The 17,725-nt window shown below is 45.5% G+C and carries 17 protein-coding genes; 11 read left to right on the top strand and 6 right to left on the bottom strand.

The window, feature by feature from the left end:
- Positions 1-63: 63 nt before the first annotated feature.
- Together LZG73_RS17720 and LZG73_RS17715 are read left to right on the top strand one after the other, a co-directional pair.
- The gene (locus tag LZG73_RS17720) at positions 64-1,098 is read left to right on the top strand and encodes a hypothetical protein (RefSeq protein ID WP_233853087.1); all 1,035 of its coding nucleotides are present in this window, start codon (positions 64-66) and stop codon (positions 1,096-1,098) included.
- Between the two features lie 4 nt (positions 1,099-1,102).
- Positions 1,103-1,963 carry a hypothetical protein gene (locus tag LZG73_RS17715; protein WP_233853085.1) on the top strand — a complete coding sequence of 287 codons (861 nt, stop codon included), beginning with the start codon at positions 1,103-1,105 and terminating at the stop codon, positions 1,961-1,963.
- Between the two features lie 31 nt (positions 1,964-1,994).
- Here LZG73_RS17715 and LZG73_RS17710 read toward each other — a convergent pair whose 3' ends face one another.
- Complete coding sequence (locus LZG73_RS17710; protein WP_233853083.1) at positions 1,995-4,172, bottom strand: T9SS type A sorting domain-containing protein; 2,178 nt, start codon at positions 4,170-4,172, stop codon at positions 1,995-1,997.
- Positions 4,173-4,464: 292 nt separating this feature from the next.
- Between LZG73_RS17710 and LZG73_RS17705 the strand changes: the two genes are divergently transcribed.
- Positions 4,465-4,818 carry a VOC family protein gene (locus tag LZG73_RS17705; RefSeq protein WP_233853074.1) on the top strand — a complete coding sequence of 118 codons (354 nt, stop codon included), beginning with the start codon at positions 4,465-4,467 and terminating at the stop codon, positions 4,816-4,818.
- A 65-nt stretch (positions 4,819-4,883) separates the two neighbouring features.
- On the opposite strand, the gene LZG73_RS17700 is transcribed toward LZG73_RS17705, so the two are convergent.
- A complete protein-coding gene (locus tag LZG73_RS17700) occupies positions 4,884-5,522 on the bottom strand; it encodes a PorT family protein (protein WP_233853073.1) in 639 nt (212 codons plus the stop codon).
- A gap of 432 nt (positions 5,523-5,954) precedes the next feature.
- Here LZG73_RS17700 and LZG73_RS17695 point away from each other — a divergent pair, with 432 nt between their 5' ends.
- The 7 genes from LZG73_RS17695 (at position 5,955) to LZG73_RS17665 (ending at position 12,802) form a co-directional block, all read left to right on the top strand.
- Positions 5,955-7,271: an OmpA family protein gene (locus LZG73_RS17695; protein WP_233853071.1), complete on the top strand. Its 1,317-nt coding sequence runs from the start codon at positions 5,955-5,957 to the stop codon at positions 7,269-7,271.
- Positions 7,272-7,430: 159 nt separating this feature from the next.
- Complete coding sequence (locus tag LZG73_RS17690) at positions 7,431-7,928, top strand: GyrI-like domain-containing protein (RefSeq protein ID WP_255697210.1); 498 nt, start codon at positions 7,431-7,433, stop codon at positions 7,926-7,928.
- Between the two features lie 101 nt (positions 7,929-8,029).
- Positions 8,030-8,419, top strand: coding sequence for a hypothetical protein (locus tag LZG73_RS17685; RefSeq protein WP_233853068.1), 390 nt, complete (start codon positions 8,030-8,032; stop codon positions 8,417-8,419).
- 393 nt (positions 8,420-8,812) lie between these two features.
- Entirely contained in the window at positions 8,813-9,748 is a 936-nt protein-coding gene (locus tag LZG73_RS17680) for an RNA polymerase sigma factor (protein ID WP_233853066.1), read from the top strand.
- Between the two features lie 44 nt (positions 9,749-9,792).
- A complete protein-coding gene (locus LZG73_RS17675) occupies positions 9,793-10,428 on the top strand; it encodes an NAD(P)-dependent oxidoreductase (RefSeq protein ID WP_233853064.1) in 636 nt (211 codons plus the stop codon).
- A 24-nt stretch (positions 10,429-10,452) separates the two neighbouring features.
- A complete protein-coding gene (locus LZG73_RS17670; protein ID WP_233853062.1) occupies positions 10,453-11,739 on the top strand; it encodes an NAD(P)/FAD-dependent oxidoreductase in 1,287 nt (428 codons plus the stop codon).
- Between the two features lie 538 nt (positions 11,740-12,277).
- The gene (locus LZG73_RS17665; RefSeq protein WP_233853061.1) at positions 12,278-12,802 is read left to right on the top strand and encodes a cupin domain-containing protein; all 525 of its coding nucleotides are present in this window, start codon (positions 12,278-12,280) and stop codon (positions 12,800-12,802) included.
- A 42-nt stretch (positions 12,803-12,844) separates the two neighbouring features.
- On the opposite strand, the gene LZG73_RS17660 is transcribed toward LZG73_RS17665, so the two are convergent.
- From LZG73_RS17660 to LZG73_RS17645, 4 genes are all read right to left on the bottom strand, one after another.
- Positions 12,845-13,426: a YdeI family protein gene (locus LZG73_RS17660; protein ID WP_233853059.1), complete on the bottom strand. Its 582-nt coding sequence runs from the start codon at positions 13,424-13,426 to the stop codon at positions 12,845-12,847.
- 22 nt (positions 13,427-13,448) lie between these two features.
- A complete protein-coding gene (locus tag LZG73_RS17655) occupies positions 13,449-13,835 on the bottom strand; it encodes a phage tail protein (RefSeq protein WP_233853049.1) in 387 nt (128 codons plus the stop codon).
- Positions 13,836-13,874: 39 nt separating this feature from the next.
- On the bottom strand, positions 13,875-14,177 hold the full coding sequence (locus tag LZG73_RS17650) for a phage tail protein (protein WP_233853041.1): 303 nt from the start codon (positions 14,175-14,177) through the stop codon (positions 13,875-13,877).
- Positions 14,178-14,343: 166 nt separating this feature from the next.
- A complete protein-coding gene (locus LZG73_RS17645; RefSeq protein WP_233853032.1) occupies positions 14,344-16,749 on the bottom strand; it encodes an ABC transporter permease in 2,406 nt (801 codons plus the stop codon).
- 233 nt (positions 16,750-16,982) lie between these two features.
- On the opposite strand from LZG73_RS17645, the gene LZG73_RS17640 reads away from it, so the two are divergent.
- Entirely contained in the window at positions 16,983-17,558 is a 576-nt protein-coding gene (locus tag LZG73_RS17640; protein ID WP_233853030.1) for a Crp/Fnr family transcriptional regulator, read from the top strand.
- Positions 17,559-17,725 lie beyond the last annotated feature (167 nt).

Here is a 17,725-nt window from a genome sequence, read left to right as displayed (position 1 = left end):
TCAACTACAACGCTTGGTTACAGCGGCAAATACCCAATCCAGGCGACACGACACAAGCAGTTTATGAAAAGAATTGTTCACATTACTCCGACCTTGCCTCCTGCAATAAACGGCTTAGGCGATTTCTCATTCCTGCTGTCGCAAACCCTGGAAGAGCTGTATCCATCGGAGGCGTTTTTTTTGGTAAAAGATTTACCCCCCGGCAATAAGGCCGGTCAGGTAACGGAGTTTAGCGCTGCTGATTTTTATACAAAGCTTTCTGATTGCCGGCCCGATGTAGTTATGCTGCATTTCGTAAACTACGCTTACCAGGAAAAGGGACTTCCATTTTATATGCCTAAGGCATTAAAAAAACTAAAACAGCATACCAATTGCAAAGTGCTGGTTTATTTTCATGAGTTGTATGCAACCAGCACGAGTATGTTGCGCACGGCTTATTACACCACTTACCTGCAAAAAATTATAGTCAAGCAGCTTTATGCCTTAGCCGACCAAACTTTTACCAACTGCCAGCTTTATAAAGTGTTATTATCGGAGTTGTTAAAAGGCAAACCCAATACGTTAATCGTTACCGGCTTATGCGCTAACATACCGGAGGCTTATTATAACAAAAGCATTCGAAAGGAAGATGCCGCAATGGTAATTTTCGGTTCGCAATCATCAAGGGCGAGCATCTACGGCAATCCATTATTCAACAACGTTATTAAGAACGCCGGCATTCAAACCATTTATGATATTGGCGCAGGCCATATGAGCTACACCGGCGCTCAGGTGCAATTTAATGCCCTCGGCAAACTACCCGCCGAAGATATTGCTCCTTACCTTAACCGCTGTGCCTATGGTGCGCTCGATTATCCGCCGCATTTGCTGGGTAAATCAGGTATACTTTCGGCGTATGCGGCTTATGGTGTAATGCCCATTAATTTTAATGCGATTAAAGAAGAGATCCTGGATGGGCTAACCAATGGAGCGGATTACTTTGACACGGCATCGGCGTTGCCGGTAAAGGATGCAGAAGCAGCACGCACACGCTTGCTGGCCTGGTATAAAAAACGGAATCAAAAAAGTATAGCAACAAGTGTTATTCAAACGCTCTAACACCATGGCCAACACCATAAAATGCAAAACTTTGCTGGGTCAGCGAGGGCTCGATTTTTCTATTGCCTGCCTGCAAAGCTTTGTTCAGCAGGCCGAAGACATTATAATGCTTGAGATATACGAAGACGGCTCCATTACCGGTGCCGATGAGCAAAAACTGCTCACCGCATTACCCGGTTCGACCATTGTACGTAAAAGCGTTCGCACTCCCATTATAGAACAAAAACTGCAAGCTTACACGCTTTGTAAAAAATTCAGGGAGGAAAATGTGTTGGCACAAAAGCTATTTGATGTTTCCTTGTATAATGATGATGATATTTTTTTTATCGATAGCGATATCTTCTTTTTTCAGCCGTACAAGCTTCCGAATTTTAATGGCACTCCCACTTTTATGTACGATACGCAGAACGCCATTTCGTTCAACCCGGTAAACTTTTTCAAATTCAAACACACACTCTTTCCTAAAATAAACACGGGAATCATTTACTTTCCACGTCAGGCTTTTGATCTTGACTTTTTGGAAAACTTGCTGAAAGACCCGGCATTCAGCAATGGCCTGGCTATCTTTAAAGTGTGGGCCGAACAAACGTTATGGGCTGTACTCGCATCTGCCGGTAATAGAGTAAATTACTTTAACCCCAATCAAATTATTATGGCTACCGACCACACTTTGGTAAACCATAATACGATTGCCGTGCACTTTGTATCATCCTATCGGCAGCAGTATGATAGCTTAAAAGATTTCAAACCAGCAGCATCAAATGGTCATACGCCCGTAACTTTAAGCAATGCGGCCAAACCGCTGAACCGCATTGCCTTTTTTACCGAACGACTGGCTAAAAAGTTGAAAAATATAGGTAAGTAAAAAGCGTTTGGATTTCCTGTCAGTGTGTGCTTTATCGTTTTAGTATTTTCAAACTTTGCGTGTGCGTAGCGGTGCTGACCCGCAGGACGTACATTCCGGTTTGTTTTTGAGTCACCGGGATTGTTTCCTGGTGCGTACCAGTTTCGGCAGTTACCACTTTATCCAGGATCGTGCGACCGGAGACGTCCAGCAACTGCAACCTCACTTTTTCTCCCTCAGCTCCTTCAATGTTAACAGAAAACTGATCATCAACCGGATTAGGATAAGTAGTAGCATTAAATGCAACATTCGGGGTTTCTTCTTCAACTGCATTTTCATCCATATTAGTACCACCTACCCTGAAGAGAGCTTCCTCGGCTGGCGAACCGGGGGTATCAGGATAATAATAGGGGTTAATCGACATCTGCAAAGCTCCGGAATTTCCTCCTGCAATATACCGGCCGTTGCCGTAAGAAATGGTATTCAGGTGTTTATAGGTGGATGATGAAGGGTTTGACCAAAATGTGTTCGGTATAAATCTTACAATCCTACCGTTAGTCCCGGTAATCACAAAATGGGTATTATAAATAATATCTGTATAGTCACTCTTGCCTATCGCAACATTAGGGGTTAGCGGTGTCCACTTATTGCCGTCGGACGAGGTAAGGATGGTGTTATTTTGTCCAACCGCAATCCATTGGTTGTGTCCAAACGCGACACCGTTGAGGTGGTTTGTAGTGCCACTGTAACGGTACGACCAGGTACTGCCATCCGGCGACGTACCAATAAGACCGTAGGGTCCCACGAGCACGAACATTCCGTTACCATAAGCCACGGTCTTGATGGAGTAAAGGACCTTATTAGTCGATTTCTTCCAAACCAGTCCATCGTAAGACCACATTATAAGGCCATGGAGCCCCACTGCCACGAACCTTCCATCGCCATATGTAACGCCGATGAGATTTTGTCCGAATTCGACCTGGCAATATGTCCAGTTTTTACCATCCGGCGAAGTCTGGATCAATGCATCGGCTCCTACGGCCACAAATAGGTTATTTCCAAAAGCTACATCATTAATGGATTTTGCACCGCCAACCAGCTTTACCGTTTGCCCGACCGTATAGTTAATTCCGTCAGTTGAGACAATCGCGAGGTTTGTGTTCCCTAGTCCCGTCGATCCATTGTCCAGCGGCGCACTTCCAACCGCCACGAAATTCCCGTTTCCAAACGCCGAGCCATTGATCTGCATATTTCTGAGATTGGTGGTTAAAGAGGACCACGAATAACCGTTATTATACGACGACCGAAACGTTCCCACCCCACCGACAGCCAGAAATGAATTTTGCAGAAAACGGACGCGGTTAAAATTCCAGGCAGATCCGGTTGGCTTGGGCGCATCACCCCAGTTAATGCCATCGGGAGACACTAATGCCACGTTTTTATTAGAACAAACGGCCACGAAACGGCCATTCGACGGATTGCATTCCACGCCACTCAGGGATAATGTTTTGTCCTGGTATGGATCGGGCGTCCAGTTTTTACCATTGTCTGAATGCAGGATTGTTCCCTTGTCACCTACGATCACTGCCCTTCCATTAGAGCTACCCCTTACAGCCCGCAACTCGTTAACGGTGCCCGATCCGCTCACTGACCAGTCTACGGCAAAGGCAGAAGACGTTTTGATCACCCCTTGCGATCCCACAGCAATAAAAGTGTAATTCACATAAGCAACATCATTCAGGTTATCCACGCCACTTGGCCGCGGTGTCCAGTTCTGGCCGTCTGGCGATGTCAATAATGCGCCTGCTGAGCCTACGATCACGAATGATTCGTAGCCAAAAGTGACACTCCTGAGAATCTGCCCGGTGCCCAGCGATTTTGTACTCCACGAAATCCCGTCCGGCGAAGTAAGGATCATGCCCTGACTGCCGACGGCAACAAAAAGGTTGTGGGCAAAAACGATTCCGTATAATGTGCCATTGTTGCTTAGGCCGGACTGCTGCGTTTCCCAGGTTGCGCCGTTTGTAGAAGTGCGGATGATGTTATTTGCACCCACTGCAACGTATTTGCCCGCTCCATAGGCCACGTCATGAAGCTGTTGCTCCGGGGTCAGTGTTAAGCCTGTCCAAACTGATTGAGCATCTGCTGTGAAGATTTCTAATATTAATAAAACAATTGTCAGTGTGTGAATGAAATAATGAAATGGTCTCGTGGTAATGATTTTTTTCATAACTGATCGTAATTTGAAATGATGGCTGAATTGCTCGCCCCGAAAACAAACTAATTTGCTGTTCGGTAAGGCAATGCAAACGTAGTGGACATGAAGAGCGGCCGCAATTTTACAGGGTACACAAAAGGTCAACGACCTTCAAATGGGGGTATACAAAAGGTGAACATGGGCAGAAATACCTGTGTTAGGCCACCAGGAGCGCATTTGCTTAACACGGATGACCTTGACCGACGCCCTTGATTCACATCACAGTTTCTCGTTATCTTTGACGAGTACGCAAAAGCCTTAACGAATGGAAAACAGTCACCGAGAGAAACACGAGCAAATTCAATACATTGAGTTTCTCACCCTGGATATTCCACGCATAAAACAGTTTTATACCGAAAGTTTTGGGTGGATCCTCACAGATTACGGTCCCGACTACTGCGCCTTTGAGGGCGATTATGTAGACGGCGGTTTTACTACCGGGACACCAGCCAAAGGAAGTATACTCGTCATCATTTACTCAGAAGATATCAATGCAACTAAGGCAAAAGTCCTGGCTGCCGGTGGCGTCATTGTTAAAGATATCTTTGAATTTCCCGGCGGACGGCGCTTTCATTTTCTTGATCCCGATCAAAACGAGCTTTCAGTTTGGAGCCGTTAAAGGCAATAGCCGGCAGCCTAAACGGCCCCGGCTGTTCCAAATTCATGCAGGTCTATCAGCCAAAGTTACAATTTGAGCATTAGTTGCGCATTCAGTCCTAGCTGATAAGTGTGCGTGTTCACATTGGAGGGCGGGATGGCATAAGTAAATGTTGGCTGCGCGATCAGTAACAATCGATCACCGAAATGGTAAATTCCGCCTGCTCCTATTAAAAGTGATATCCTTGAAGTATTGCGACCGGACTTCAAGGTAACTGTACCGAAATCAGGGATTGTCAGCCGGCTCGTTGTAACAAAATTCCATAATGCTCCTGCTGAAAAATACGGCGATAACTTCCTTTCGGATGTTTGCAAATTCGCAATGATCGGAATTGAAAAGTTATGGGACCGGCTTTTTGTGCCAGACTTATTAATGCTGAAGTAGTTAAACCATAACCCTGTGGATGCTGACCATCTTTTTGAAAATGAATATCTACCGTTCAAACCGGCCGAACATCCTTTTAATGATACTTCCGATCGCAATACTTGTGATGTGATTGCCCCGCTGCCATCCGGATCGGGCAACATTGCTTCCACCGTGGATTTGGAATGCCCGTAATATGGGGTTGCCGTTGCCGACACTGCAAACTTACTTTGGCTAAATGCATCCGGACCGTACACCAGGAAACCAAGCAATGTTAAGAAATTGTAAAATATCGATTTCATTACGGATCAGTTTCTGAGGATTGTTGATTGCGGATATCAAGCGCTAACTTAATCTTTCGACCGATTTAATATATCTAGGTGTGGAGGATTAATGACCAGCAGTTACTAATACAAGATATGCATAAAATGAATTTTCTCCCGCCTGCCAGGCACGATTTTATCTGTTTAGATAGAAATTGTTAATAAAATCACTTCATCAACCAATTAAAATAATGACTACCAATTCAGATTCTATTTCAGATCAAGTATATATTTCCACAAATCCATTTAGCTCAAATGAGGATGGCAAGAGCAGTTTGGACACAAAAAAAGGAGGAAAGCGTCCTAGGATACAGAAGCCTATCTATTCTGCGCGGCTTTCGTAAGCGCTTGCTGTGGACTTTATGTAACTTTAAGCATACTTTTGCTTTGCTTACACTTCATGGTTTTTAAATGAAACGAATACTGCTTATTGCCTCGTTGTGCTTTTCCTGCCTGACTTGCCCCGCACAACTTTTAGACCGGATCAAAAACAGGGTGGAACAAAAGGTTGTAGACCAAGTCGATCATTCTATCGACAAGGCCATGCAAAAAAAGAAAAACAAGGATAGTACAGGTGTGTCGGCTAAGACCGAGACAGATGAGGGAAAGCCAGCCAATCAGGAAGCGGACGTGCCTGCGGCGGCTACGACAGCGCATACAGATCAGCCGGTTAATGCTGCTAAACAAACGCCGGCAGATATAACAGCTTATTCGCGCTTCGATTTTGTGCCGGGGGAAAAGATCATTATTCATGAGGACTTTTCACAAGATGCGATAGGGGACTTTCCTGCAAACTGGAATACGCGTTCGGGTGCAGATATCGTGAACATTGCAGGCACCGCCGGGAAATGGTTGCGGCTAAACCAGGATGGCGTTTTCTACCCTGAATATCTCAACAGCGCATTGCCGGATAACTTCACGCTTCAAATGGATCTGATTGGAAACAAGCAACTTGCCAATATCGGGGAATTCATGATTAGCTTAATGCAGGCCAGCGATACGGACCAAAAGTTTGCCTTAGGCGAGGCAAACCAAGTTTCAGCACCAAGTTTCAAGATCACATTTCAACCGACATCTTCTGACAAAGGCAGCTTAAACTACTCGTCAAATTTGATCGGGAGTCAGCATAAGTATGGGGTGCCTGAGTTTAATTCAAATAAAAATCAGGTGAAAATCTCTATTTGGAGACAAAAGCAACGTGTTCGCGTTTACCTGGACAGTACAAAAGTGTTAGACCTGCCACGCGCATTGAATGCAGCAGAGCCATTAAATTCATTGGTTTTTGCAGCTGATAATCCGGATTTCGATCAAAAAGGCGGCGCGTTTTTCATTGGAAATATTCAGTTGGCCGTGGGTGCTGCCGATACGCGCAACAAACTGCTGAGTGAAGGCAAGTTCACTACGCACGGCATAAACTTTGGGGTCAATAGCGATAAGGTCCCTCCGCCTTCTTATGGCAGCTTGAAAGAAATTGCGCAGGTTTTACAGGAGAATGCTTCACTCCGGGTCCGGATTATCGGGCACACCGATTCGGATGGCAGTGAAACGGACAATGAAACACTTTCTAAACATCGCGCAGAAGCTGTTAAAGAAGCGCTCATCGCCAATTTTAGCATTGACGCTTCGCGACTGGAAACGGATGGAAAAGGCCAGACACAGCCTATTGATTCGAATGAGACGGTCGTGGGCAAAGCCAATAATCGCCGGGTTGAATTTATCAAGCTATAATTGAATGACCCTGGTTGCTGGCGCAGATTGAAATATCATTAGCAACATTGCGTTACGGATCATTGTTGTCGCAACCGGCCACTGTAACTGTCGCAAATCCCCCGCAATGAGCACGTTCTGAATTGCTAGCTTTGCTTCTCAACCAGCCGAAACACTGCAATGCTATCAGAACCAAAAACCGAACGCCGAGACGATCGGCCCTACCTGGCGATTCAAAAAACCGTTCAAATGTCTGACATTCCCCAAATCCTGCCCCCGCTGATACCGGAGGTTAAAGAATGGATACAGAAACGCAATGTTGAAATCTCGGGGCCGGATTTCTTTTTGTATAAATCAATGAATGAAAGCGGTGAGCTGGATTGCCAGGCAGGTTTTACCGTCAGTCAATCAGTTGAAGGCGATAACCGGGTGATTGCGGGGAGTTTCCCGGCAGGCATTTACGCCAGCATTGTTTACACCGGTGATTTTAAAGATCTGATGCAAGCCCATATTGCTTTGGAAAATTGGATCCGGGACCAAGGACTTACAGAAAAGGCGCATAGTGAAAATGGCCTGACGCAATGGGGCGGCCGCACAGAATTTTATCTGGTCGACCCTGATAATGAGCCAGACCCGACCAAGTGGCAGACAGAAATTGCATTTTTGCTTGAAGATTGATTAACAATCAATCCGGTTTATGCTTCCGGCTATGGGACAATGCCGATTTTCAGCAAAAGTTAATTTAATCAGAACTTTTATAAATAGCAATGGTATAGTCAATGATGAGAAAAAATGAAGTTGCAAAAAAATATATCGAATTCCTCTCAAACGGAGCTGTTGAACAAATAGTTAGCTTGTTTAGCAAAGATGGGAAGGTTAGTTCACCAATTTATGGAGATAAATCGGCCAGAGACTTCTTCAAGGAATTGACCGATGATACAACCAATTCAAGATTGACATTGAAAGGAATTTTTGAGAATGCAGGTTCTGACTCGCTTGCACTATATTTTGAGTATGAATGGACCGTGAAAACCGAGGAAATTGTTGTGTTTGATGTTGTTGATATTCTTGATTTCAACGATGAAAACAAAATTGAAAAGCTGAAAATTATCTATGACACCGTCATTGCCAGAAGATTAATAGAAAATATTCGCTCAGGTAACAACTAACGACTTTCATTCTGGGTCCGTGTGAGACTGAGTAGATAACCACTTGATACTTGCAAATATTTTCGTACATATCAGCACCAACAAAGTCATTCTCCACAAGATAGGGTAAAAGAGAGCAGGTGTTTTGGTGCTGTACATCAATGTAGATGTGTTTGTCTGCTCAATTTTACATTAGTGGTTTCCGCTGCTGCTGACGAGAAAGTAGCTTTTAGTTCTTTTACCAGATGCTGTCGTAACAAAAAACTTCAATTTTCGAACTTTTGCTTATCTATTGTATCCTTACAGTAATTAACCGGCTTACGCTAGCTATTGATTGTTAGTTATTTAGGTGTGAGGTAACTATTTTTGGATTAACTAAGCATCAAGTGATTGCGGATTTTTACTGGGACGAAAATGTCTGAAACTGTCTTTAATGTTGGATGGGTCAAGGCGGCAATTGCAGGCGAGGCGGCGGGCTGGAATGTACTATACAAAAAGTATTATCCCGGAATGTATACTGTGGCCCTGCGTATCTGCAATGACCGTAATGTCGCTGCTGATGCGGTGCAGGATGCATTCGTGACTGCCTATCTCAAACTTTCTCAACTAAATGACCCCGCAAACTTCGGCGGCTGGCTCAAACAGATTGTTACCAACACGTGCTACCGTGCATTGTCCAGGCAGCGCAAGGTTATTCAAATTGATGATTTGCCCCAGGAAAGTGAGCATTTTTGGGAGGATGAGATCAGTCGAAAAATGGACCAGCTGTCTACGCAAAGCAAGTTGTACGGCGTGTTGTGGCAGCTTCCCGAGGTGTTGCATAGCACGGTAATTCTCCGCTACTTTTCCAATTTTCATTCATATGAACAGATTTCGGTTATTCTGAATGTGCCAATTGGCACTGTTCGTAGCCGGCTTAATCAGGCCAAGCTCAAACTGGGCGAATATTGGCGCAGCCAGCAAGATGTGACCGATATTTACCTTCGAGAAAGTGAGCAATGGAATGAGTTCTATTATGCGCTTTTTGAAGGGATGCATACGGACGATGGACATATGAACCAATTTTTGAAACATATCCACCAGGGTCAGCTCACATTAGCCAACGGGAAAAGTTTTGCGGGGGCTGTTTTGATGGAGAATATGGTCGCCAATGATCGGGAAGTAGGAAGCTGGCTTGAACCTGTCAATGTTTTTAGCAGCGGTGCAATTTCCATCATTGAATCAATCCATTTCAATTCTGATGACCATCCTGACCATTGCCCTGCTTCTTCGGTGACAGTGTTATATAGAGAAAAAGATAAGGCCTCAAAGATACTTCTGCACACAGCCTCAGAAAAAAAATCAATCTAATCGAACTTTGCCCCCTGGCGGACTCTTTGAGAAAAAGACAATCGATGAAAGTAGTAATTTTCGGAGCCTCCGGTGCAACCGGTCAATATCTTGTTCAAAAGGCGCTCGATCAGCAACATGAAGTAACAGCCTTTGTTAGAAACCGTGGCAAGCTGGCAGTAGAGCGCCCTCGCTTAACGATTATCAAGGGAAATGTGAAGGACCAGCACATTGTGCACAACGCAATCACAGGGCAAGATGCGGTGCTGTCTGCCTTGGGTGCAAGCAGTATTTTCAAACTGGATCAACTCGTCATTGAAGGAATGGCCAATATACTCAATGCGATGGAATCCTGTGTCGTCAGGCGACTGATCTATCTGTCGACGTTGGGCGTCGAAGAATCACGGGCAAGTGCAGGGTTTATGATCCGTAATCTGGCCCCCACAATGCTTCGCAACGAAATTAAAGGACATGAGTTGCGGGAAAATATGATCCGGAAATCGGAGTCCTTGTGGACGATTGTGCGGGCGCCAATCCTAACCAATGGGCCGTTCACTGGAAAGTATAGGTGCGGTGAAAGCCTGAAATCAGACAGCTTCATGACTTCCCTTTCCAGGGCCGACGTTGCTGATCTGATGTTGTCACAATTAACTGATCAGCGATTTAACAGAAAATCCATAAGTCTGATGCCCTCTAACTAAATGCAAGTTTACAAGAAACAAAAGATGAAAGAGTCAAACACGGTGGAAGTCATCATCATAGGCGGAGGTTACGCTGGGCTGAGTGCCAGCTATTATCTAAGGCAGAATGGGATCAGTCACACTATTCTGGAACGCGGGCAGGTTGGACAATCGTGGGTATCGCAAAGATGGGACAGCTTCCGGCTGAATACGGCTAGCAAGCTCAATACATTGCCTGGGTTTGATTGTGGTGAAAACGAAAAAAACGCATTTTGCTCCGCCCAGTCACTGGTAAGCTCGATGCAGGACTTTGTAAAGATGCACGAATTGCCTATCCGGCAAAATGTAATGGTCACACGGGTAGAGAAAGATCCTCAAAATAACAGCTTTGTAGTCACAGCACTGGAAAATGGAACTATCTGTACATTCCATTGCAAACAGGTAATCATCGCTTCCGGCTCACAAAGCCAAAAGAAAGTCCCATCTCTGGCCGCGGGAATTGAAACGGGCATTAGACAACTGCATAGCAGCGAGTACCGTAGTGCTGCTGCGCTGCCTGAGGGTGGGGTGCTGGTGGTTGGCAGCGGTCAATCGGGTTGTCAGATTTGTGAAGACTTGATAAGCGCCGGAAGAAAAGTATATCTTTCAACAAGTAAGGTCCCACGTTGTCCAAGGCATTATCGGGGCAGGGATATCATGGACTGGCTGATATTATCTGGCTTTTTTGAGACTCGTGCGGATGAATTGCCCGACCACGCTATGCGAAACCTGAGAACACCTTTATTAAAAGGCACCGACGGTGGGCGGGCGTCGCTGAGCCTGCAAGCCCTGGCCAGGAAGGGCGTTCAATTGTTTGGACGAATGCACAACGTTTCAGAAAACGCCGTCACATTCTCTGACGATGTGCAAACCAACCTCATATTTGGAGACGAATTTTCCGAAAGGGTGAAAGGAATGATCGACGCATTCATCCAAGATAATGATATCCACGCACCTGATGCGGCCCCTGATGTGGATGATGAGCCAGTTAAATCGGAGGGTATCTCGAAGCATGAAACTTGGGTCGATTTGAAGGCTAATCAGATTTCCAGCATCATTTGGGCAACCGGCTTTACGTCTGATTTTAGTTATCTTAAAATACCCGTATTAGACATCAACGGTGTTCCCATTCACCAGGACGGCGTTTCCGCAGTTGAAGGGGTCTATTTCCTGGGTTTACATTGGCAACGCTCCCGCAAGTCGGATATCTTGTTTGGACTGAAAGACGACGCACTTTTTATAACGGATAAGATCAACGGTCAATTGAAAAAGCAAGCTCGCGCCAACAGCTGAACCTGGCCCTACAATTCGTGGCATGTGTCAAGCCCTGACATTTTTGGTAGAAACTAACATTACTTATCAACGTCAGCTTTCATGATAAGGCCGGACATTCATTGCACCGCGACAATACAGCTGCATTATATTACGGCAAAATACTGCATGTTTCAGAGCTCGTTGAGTTAACGCTTAAATCGGAAGCAGTCTCTGCGCGCTATCTTGTTAAAATCGAATGTAAGGCCCGGGAGATTAAAGTAAAATTGGCTAATGCGCAGTAGTGGCCGGCAATGTATGCATGGTCCCATTCTCATCGAGCAGTAAGAAGAATTGGAATTTCGTCAATGATGTAAATGGATTGACGTTTATAGATGATCGTTCGCTTACCTAGGGACTGCCAGAATACATTTACTGTGAGCAAATGTAAAGTGCTCGCAATTGCCATTGCTTAGACAGGCATGCAGGTAATTGATGCCTTTGGGGTGGCAACCGAAGCGTTCGAGCAACCTTTAAAGAACTCAGAGTGACTAAATGATAATTTAAACCGATTCAGTATATGACGATGCAATCAAAACCTACGAGCACAATCTCTCACGTGAAAGCGAATGAAGGCGAACATTTTTTAGCGGGCAGCGACGTCGTAACGATCAAGCTGTCAAGCCAGAATACGGCCGATCCCATGCTGGTTGTTGACGTGCGGGTGCCTGTTGGCGGCGGGCCGCCAGCTATTCACAGAAATCCAGCCACCAAGGTTTTCTACTTTTTAGAAGGCGTCTTCAACATTACCACCGTTACTGCCGACAACCAGCAAAAAACAACACGCGCCGAAGCTGGCGACTTCGTAGCCATTCCGACGATGGCGTGGCATAACATCAAAAATGTGGGAGACGCAACAGGCCGTTATATCGGTATTCACAGCCCAGGGCAGATGGAGCCGTTCTTGCGTGAAATTGGACAGCCGATCAGCGACCCACTTAATCCGCCACAACCCAAAGCGCCGGCTTCGCACGAAGAACAGCATCGGTTGATGGCCCTCGTACAGGATTACATGGAAATATTCCCAGCCGAACAGCTCCGTTAAAACGAGTTTTAATGGCGGCTGGCCGACCAGTCGCCAACGAAATTAGTATCTATATCGTTTTAATTTTATTCCGGTCTCTCTGTCGCGTATCAATTCTTCCAGACGACTTTTGCGGGTCACTTCCTGTTTTGCGTCCATAATCCAGTGAATTGCGTGCTTACGATAGGAGGCTGGCATGTTCTCAAACCACGCCCAGGCCCTTTGACTAGCCTTGAATTCGTCCTCAAATTCCTTTGGAAGACTAACTTCATCTTTCTCAAAAGCATAGATCCCCGATTTACTTTCCGTCCGGTGTCTGAATGCTTCGATCCCGGCGGGGTGCATCAAGCCCTTTGCTGTCAGTTCTTCGATTTTTTTAATGTTGACATTGCTCCATATGCTGGTTGACTTGCGCCTTGTAAACCTGATCATGTAACTTTCGCCGTCGATCGATTTGCGCACTGCGTCGATCCATCCAAAACACAGTGCCTCATCTACCGACTGTGACCAGGTCATGCTTGGTTTCCCGCTTGCCACTTTGTAGAATCCTACAAACAACTCAGTTTCTTTATCATGATTTTTCTCCAGCCATTCCCGAAAATCGGATTGTTTAGCAAAAAATAGAGGTTCAATATCAAAGTTCATTTCGGGTTTTGTTCGTCGGTATTTATGTTTTTTTGTCGCGAATACGTTCCGCGACTGAATATGTCGAGCTTACTGGATATACTCCTTTCAATGCAATGCAGAAGTAAGTCGATCCATAAAGCTGCAATGCTGCATCCGGCTGATCGCGTCTTTTCAGACCGAAAGGGTGTGAAGGCTGATCAGCCAATGCAAAGTTAGCGTAATGCGATTCAATCTGCACTGGCTTACGGCCCACAAGATTGGGCAGCGCAAAAGTAGATTGCCCGTCTCCGCCAAAAGTGGTGCCCAACAGTTCAAATAATGCTGGGTGCTCCGCTATGCGCATTTCCCGGCCGTCGCACCAGGCCCAGCCTTCGGGTAGGACGCGAGCAGTCACAAATTTTATTTCTGCTAAAAAAGGTTTTTCCATAACGAGCAGTTCGGTTAAAGCAGGAAATCAATGTTAAGGTCAGTTTCGCGGTGAGTAAACCCCGTAAAGTGAAATGATGTAATTGACATATAAATAGGGCTCACTGTTGTTAAAGGGCCTTTCCCCGGCGCCGGGTCCCTCGTCCTGGTGTATGGGCAGGTGCCCTCTGAAGTCGGGAAGACCGAACGTGACTTGTCCGTCGCCCCCGTAAATTGTTCCTAGCACGTTGTAAAGAAAATGGTTCTCGGCAATGGGGAGAAGCGTCCCATCACAGAACAACCAGCCATCGGGAGCGAATTTGCCTGCGAACATTTTAATCTCGCCTACGTAAGGATAATCCATAATGAAAAGTGGTAATTGTCGTCATTTTCAGGTGCTGGACCTCAAACGATGCTGGCAATGTGCCACTTCAAAAGAAGAAATTATGGATACGATGTACAATAGCAAATTCTCACTATACGTCGCTCGAATTATTATAAAATGTCTTTTTTGATGCTGGTAACTAACTTTATTCGCTTCGTAAAGATTTAACCGGATTCATTAGAGCCGCTCTGACACTCTGAAAGCTAATCGTTAAAAGCGCCACGCCAATTGTCAAAAGACCACTTAGCGCCAACATCCACCATTCAATCGCTATAGGGAAAGCGAAATTTTGTAACCACTGACTCATGACCCACCAAGCAAGGGGTGATGCCAGAACAATCGCCAGAAGGACTAACCGAAGGAAATCTTGGGCAAGCAGCGCAATGACACCTGACACTGTGGCACCTAAAACCTTCCGAATGCCGATTTCCTTCGTGCGTATCTGAGCCGAGTAAGCTGATAAGCCAAATAAACCCAAACACGAAATAAACAAAGCAAAGCAGGCAAACACATTGAGCACATTGCCTACTCGCTGCTCTGAGTCGTAGAGGCGGGCCATTTTTTCGTCGAGAAATGTGTAGATGAATAAACTGCCCGGCGATAGACGAGTCAATGTTGATTCGGCAAACTTCAAGGTTTCGGCCAATTGGCCTCCTTTCACTTTTAGTAAAAAATAGTTTGTTTGATCAGCCTTTTGAACAATGACCAAGGGCTCGACTGTCGTATGTAAAGATGCGAAATGAAAGTCTTTGACAATGCCTACGATCTCGCCAGTGTCCCCTAAGGATACGGCTTTCTGTCCAATGGGTGAATCCAGTTTGAGGGCTTTCGCCGCTGCTTCGTTCAGGATCAAGGAAAAGTGGGAATTAGCTGCTGTTTTGACAAAATTCCGGCCGGACCTAAGGCCGATTTGGAGCGCAGGAAGCATATTCTCGTCGCTCCACACGAAGCGCAGTTGACTTGCATTATCAGGCCTTCCCAGAGGAGTAAGCATATCGGTTCCGACGCGGTCACCGGGTAAGGTCGAGATTCTAGCCACATTGGTAATGGCTGAATTTTTCTGAAATTCCTGTTGAATCGTGTTCGCTTTTTCCCACATTTCCCGTCCGTACAGCTTGACCGCTATGACCTGGTCCTGATCGAAGCCCAGGTCTTTTTGCTGGAAAAACTTCATTTGCCGGTACACCACAATCGTGCTGAAAATCATAAAAACCGATACACTGAATTGAAAAACGATCAAGCCTTTGCGAACCAACGTGACCGACGAAACCTGATTTTTCTTGCCTTTTAATGAGGTAATTGAATCAAAATTGGAGATGAACCAGGCGGGATAAAAACCCGCAATAAGACTGATTATCACAGTTAAAAAAACCATCAGCGACACATTCGATGCCGTGAACAGCTGTTCATAGCGAAGATTTTTAGCCGCCAGCTCGTTGTAAAACGGAATGGCCAAACGGAATAAAAGGAACGCGCCGGAAGCTGCCACCACAGTCAGAATAAACGACTCACCAAGAAACTGCCTTATTAACTGCTCTTTGCGGGCACCCAATACTTTGCGCAGGCCTACTTCTTTCATTCGGTTAAATGCCTGAGCTGTCGCCATATTGATGAAGTTCACGGAAGCAATCAGCAGGATAAACAGAGCCGCAATAGAAAAAACGTAAACATAGGTAATGTCGCTGTTGGGGCCCATTTCCTTTTCCAACTTTGAATGCAGGTGAATAGCTGTTATTGGTTGCATGGACGTTCTCCGGGTCGCCAGGATTTCGCTTCTGGTTTCGCCTTTGGCTTCGTAGAATTTCACCATAAATTCTGGTATGCGCGCTTCCACATCCGAACGAGAAGCATTGTTGTTCAGCAGGACATAATTGTAAAATCCCGCCCAACCCCGATTCTCCAAAGTATTTTTATCCGTATTCCGGTAAAAGGTGGACATTGAAATAAGGTAATCAAATTGCAGGTGAGTTGGGAAGGAAAAATCCCTGACTACACCTGTTACCGTCAATGTGCGTTTGTCCAGATCGTCCTGAATTAATTTTCCCATTGGATCATCGTTGCCAAAATATTTTGCCGCCATCGCCTCGGTGAGCACAATGGCATCAATCTGTCCGAGGGCCGTTCGCGGGTCACCTTTGACAAAGGGAAGATCAAATACATCAACGACGGTCGAGTCGGCATAAAACCCGCCCTTCTCCTCAAACTGCCTCGCTGCGCCCCCCTGGGGAATATAACTGAAAACCCGATCTGGATAGGGGCGGTGAAGGCGAGCAACCTGCTGTATGGCAGGGATCGCCTTTTGCATTTCGACACCCAGAATGGGAGAGGTTGCGGCCCACTGCCGGTTTTTCTCACCGATATTCTCGGATGTAAGCCGGTAAATGCGGTCAGCTTTTGAAAAGCCTTTATCATAGTTGAGCTCTTCCCGCACGTGCAAAATCATCAATAGACCGCACGCCAATCCCAATGCAAGGCCAAGTACAGTAAGCGTGCTATTTAATTTGTATCGGAGTATGTTCCTCCGGGCGATAGTAAAATAATTTTGAAGCATAAGGCGATGGGTCTGACTATGAAATTCTTCCCAGAGAAAATCAACTATTATACCAAGGCGAAAAATCCCTTCAAAACGTTTAAAATGCTGTTCTGAGAGCCCTAGCTGTACGGTTTCGGACAATGCTGTCCGCTTTTAAACGATTACTCAAACTTCCGAGTGCTTCGGAATTATTTACATTTTACGCCAAGTTTTTCCTTGCGCCTGCTGTTATTGTATTCCTACATTTGTTTATGGATCTTCTTCTCAAAACCATTCAGCAATATGTTCCTGTCTCTTCTAATGATGAAGGAATTATTAGAGCTCTGTTTCGTGAACAAAAATTGAAAAAGGGCGAGCATCTGCTTGCTGCCGGTCAAATTTGCAAGAACATTTTTTTTATTGAAAAGGGCCTTGTACGTTATTACGCCACTTTCGAGGGTGAGGAAAGAACGAGCTATTTTAATAAGGAAGGCGAATTTGTATGTGATTATTCGAGCTTTCTGCCCCAGCAACCATCCCAGACTAACATTCAAGCCCTGGAAGACTCTACCATTTACACCATCAGCAAAACCAATATGGAGCTGTTTTATGAACAGGTAAAGCATGGCGAAAGATTTGGGCGCTTGGCCATTGGAGAGGTGTTTGTGAGTGCGATCAACCAAATAAGGTCGTTCTACATTGATTCGCCAGAAGTGCGTTACCAGACATTTTTAGACAAGTTTCCTGATATCGGACAACGCATCCAACAATATCACATTGCCTCCTACGTGGGGATAAAGCCGCAATCCCTGAGCCGCATCCGAAAAAGATTGGCGGGCAAGCATTAATTAACCTGGGTGCACGACTGCCGGATTTCAAGTTGTGAGATTTGTATTATAAACAGATCACAACATGAAAACAAAAAACTTCTTTACCGACTGCCTACTAACTTACTTCCATAACGGGGCAGATCTGCCGCGCATGTCTGTACGTGGTTTAACCGCTATATTGATGG

This window comes from Dyadobacter sp. CY326, from assembly GCF_021390515.1.
GTDB lineage: Bacteria > Bacteroidota > Bacteroidia > Cytophagales > Spirosomataceae > Dyadobacter.
This window is presented reverse-complemented; position numbering and strand designations above follow the sequence as displayed.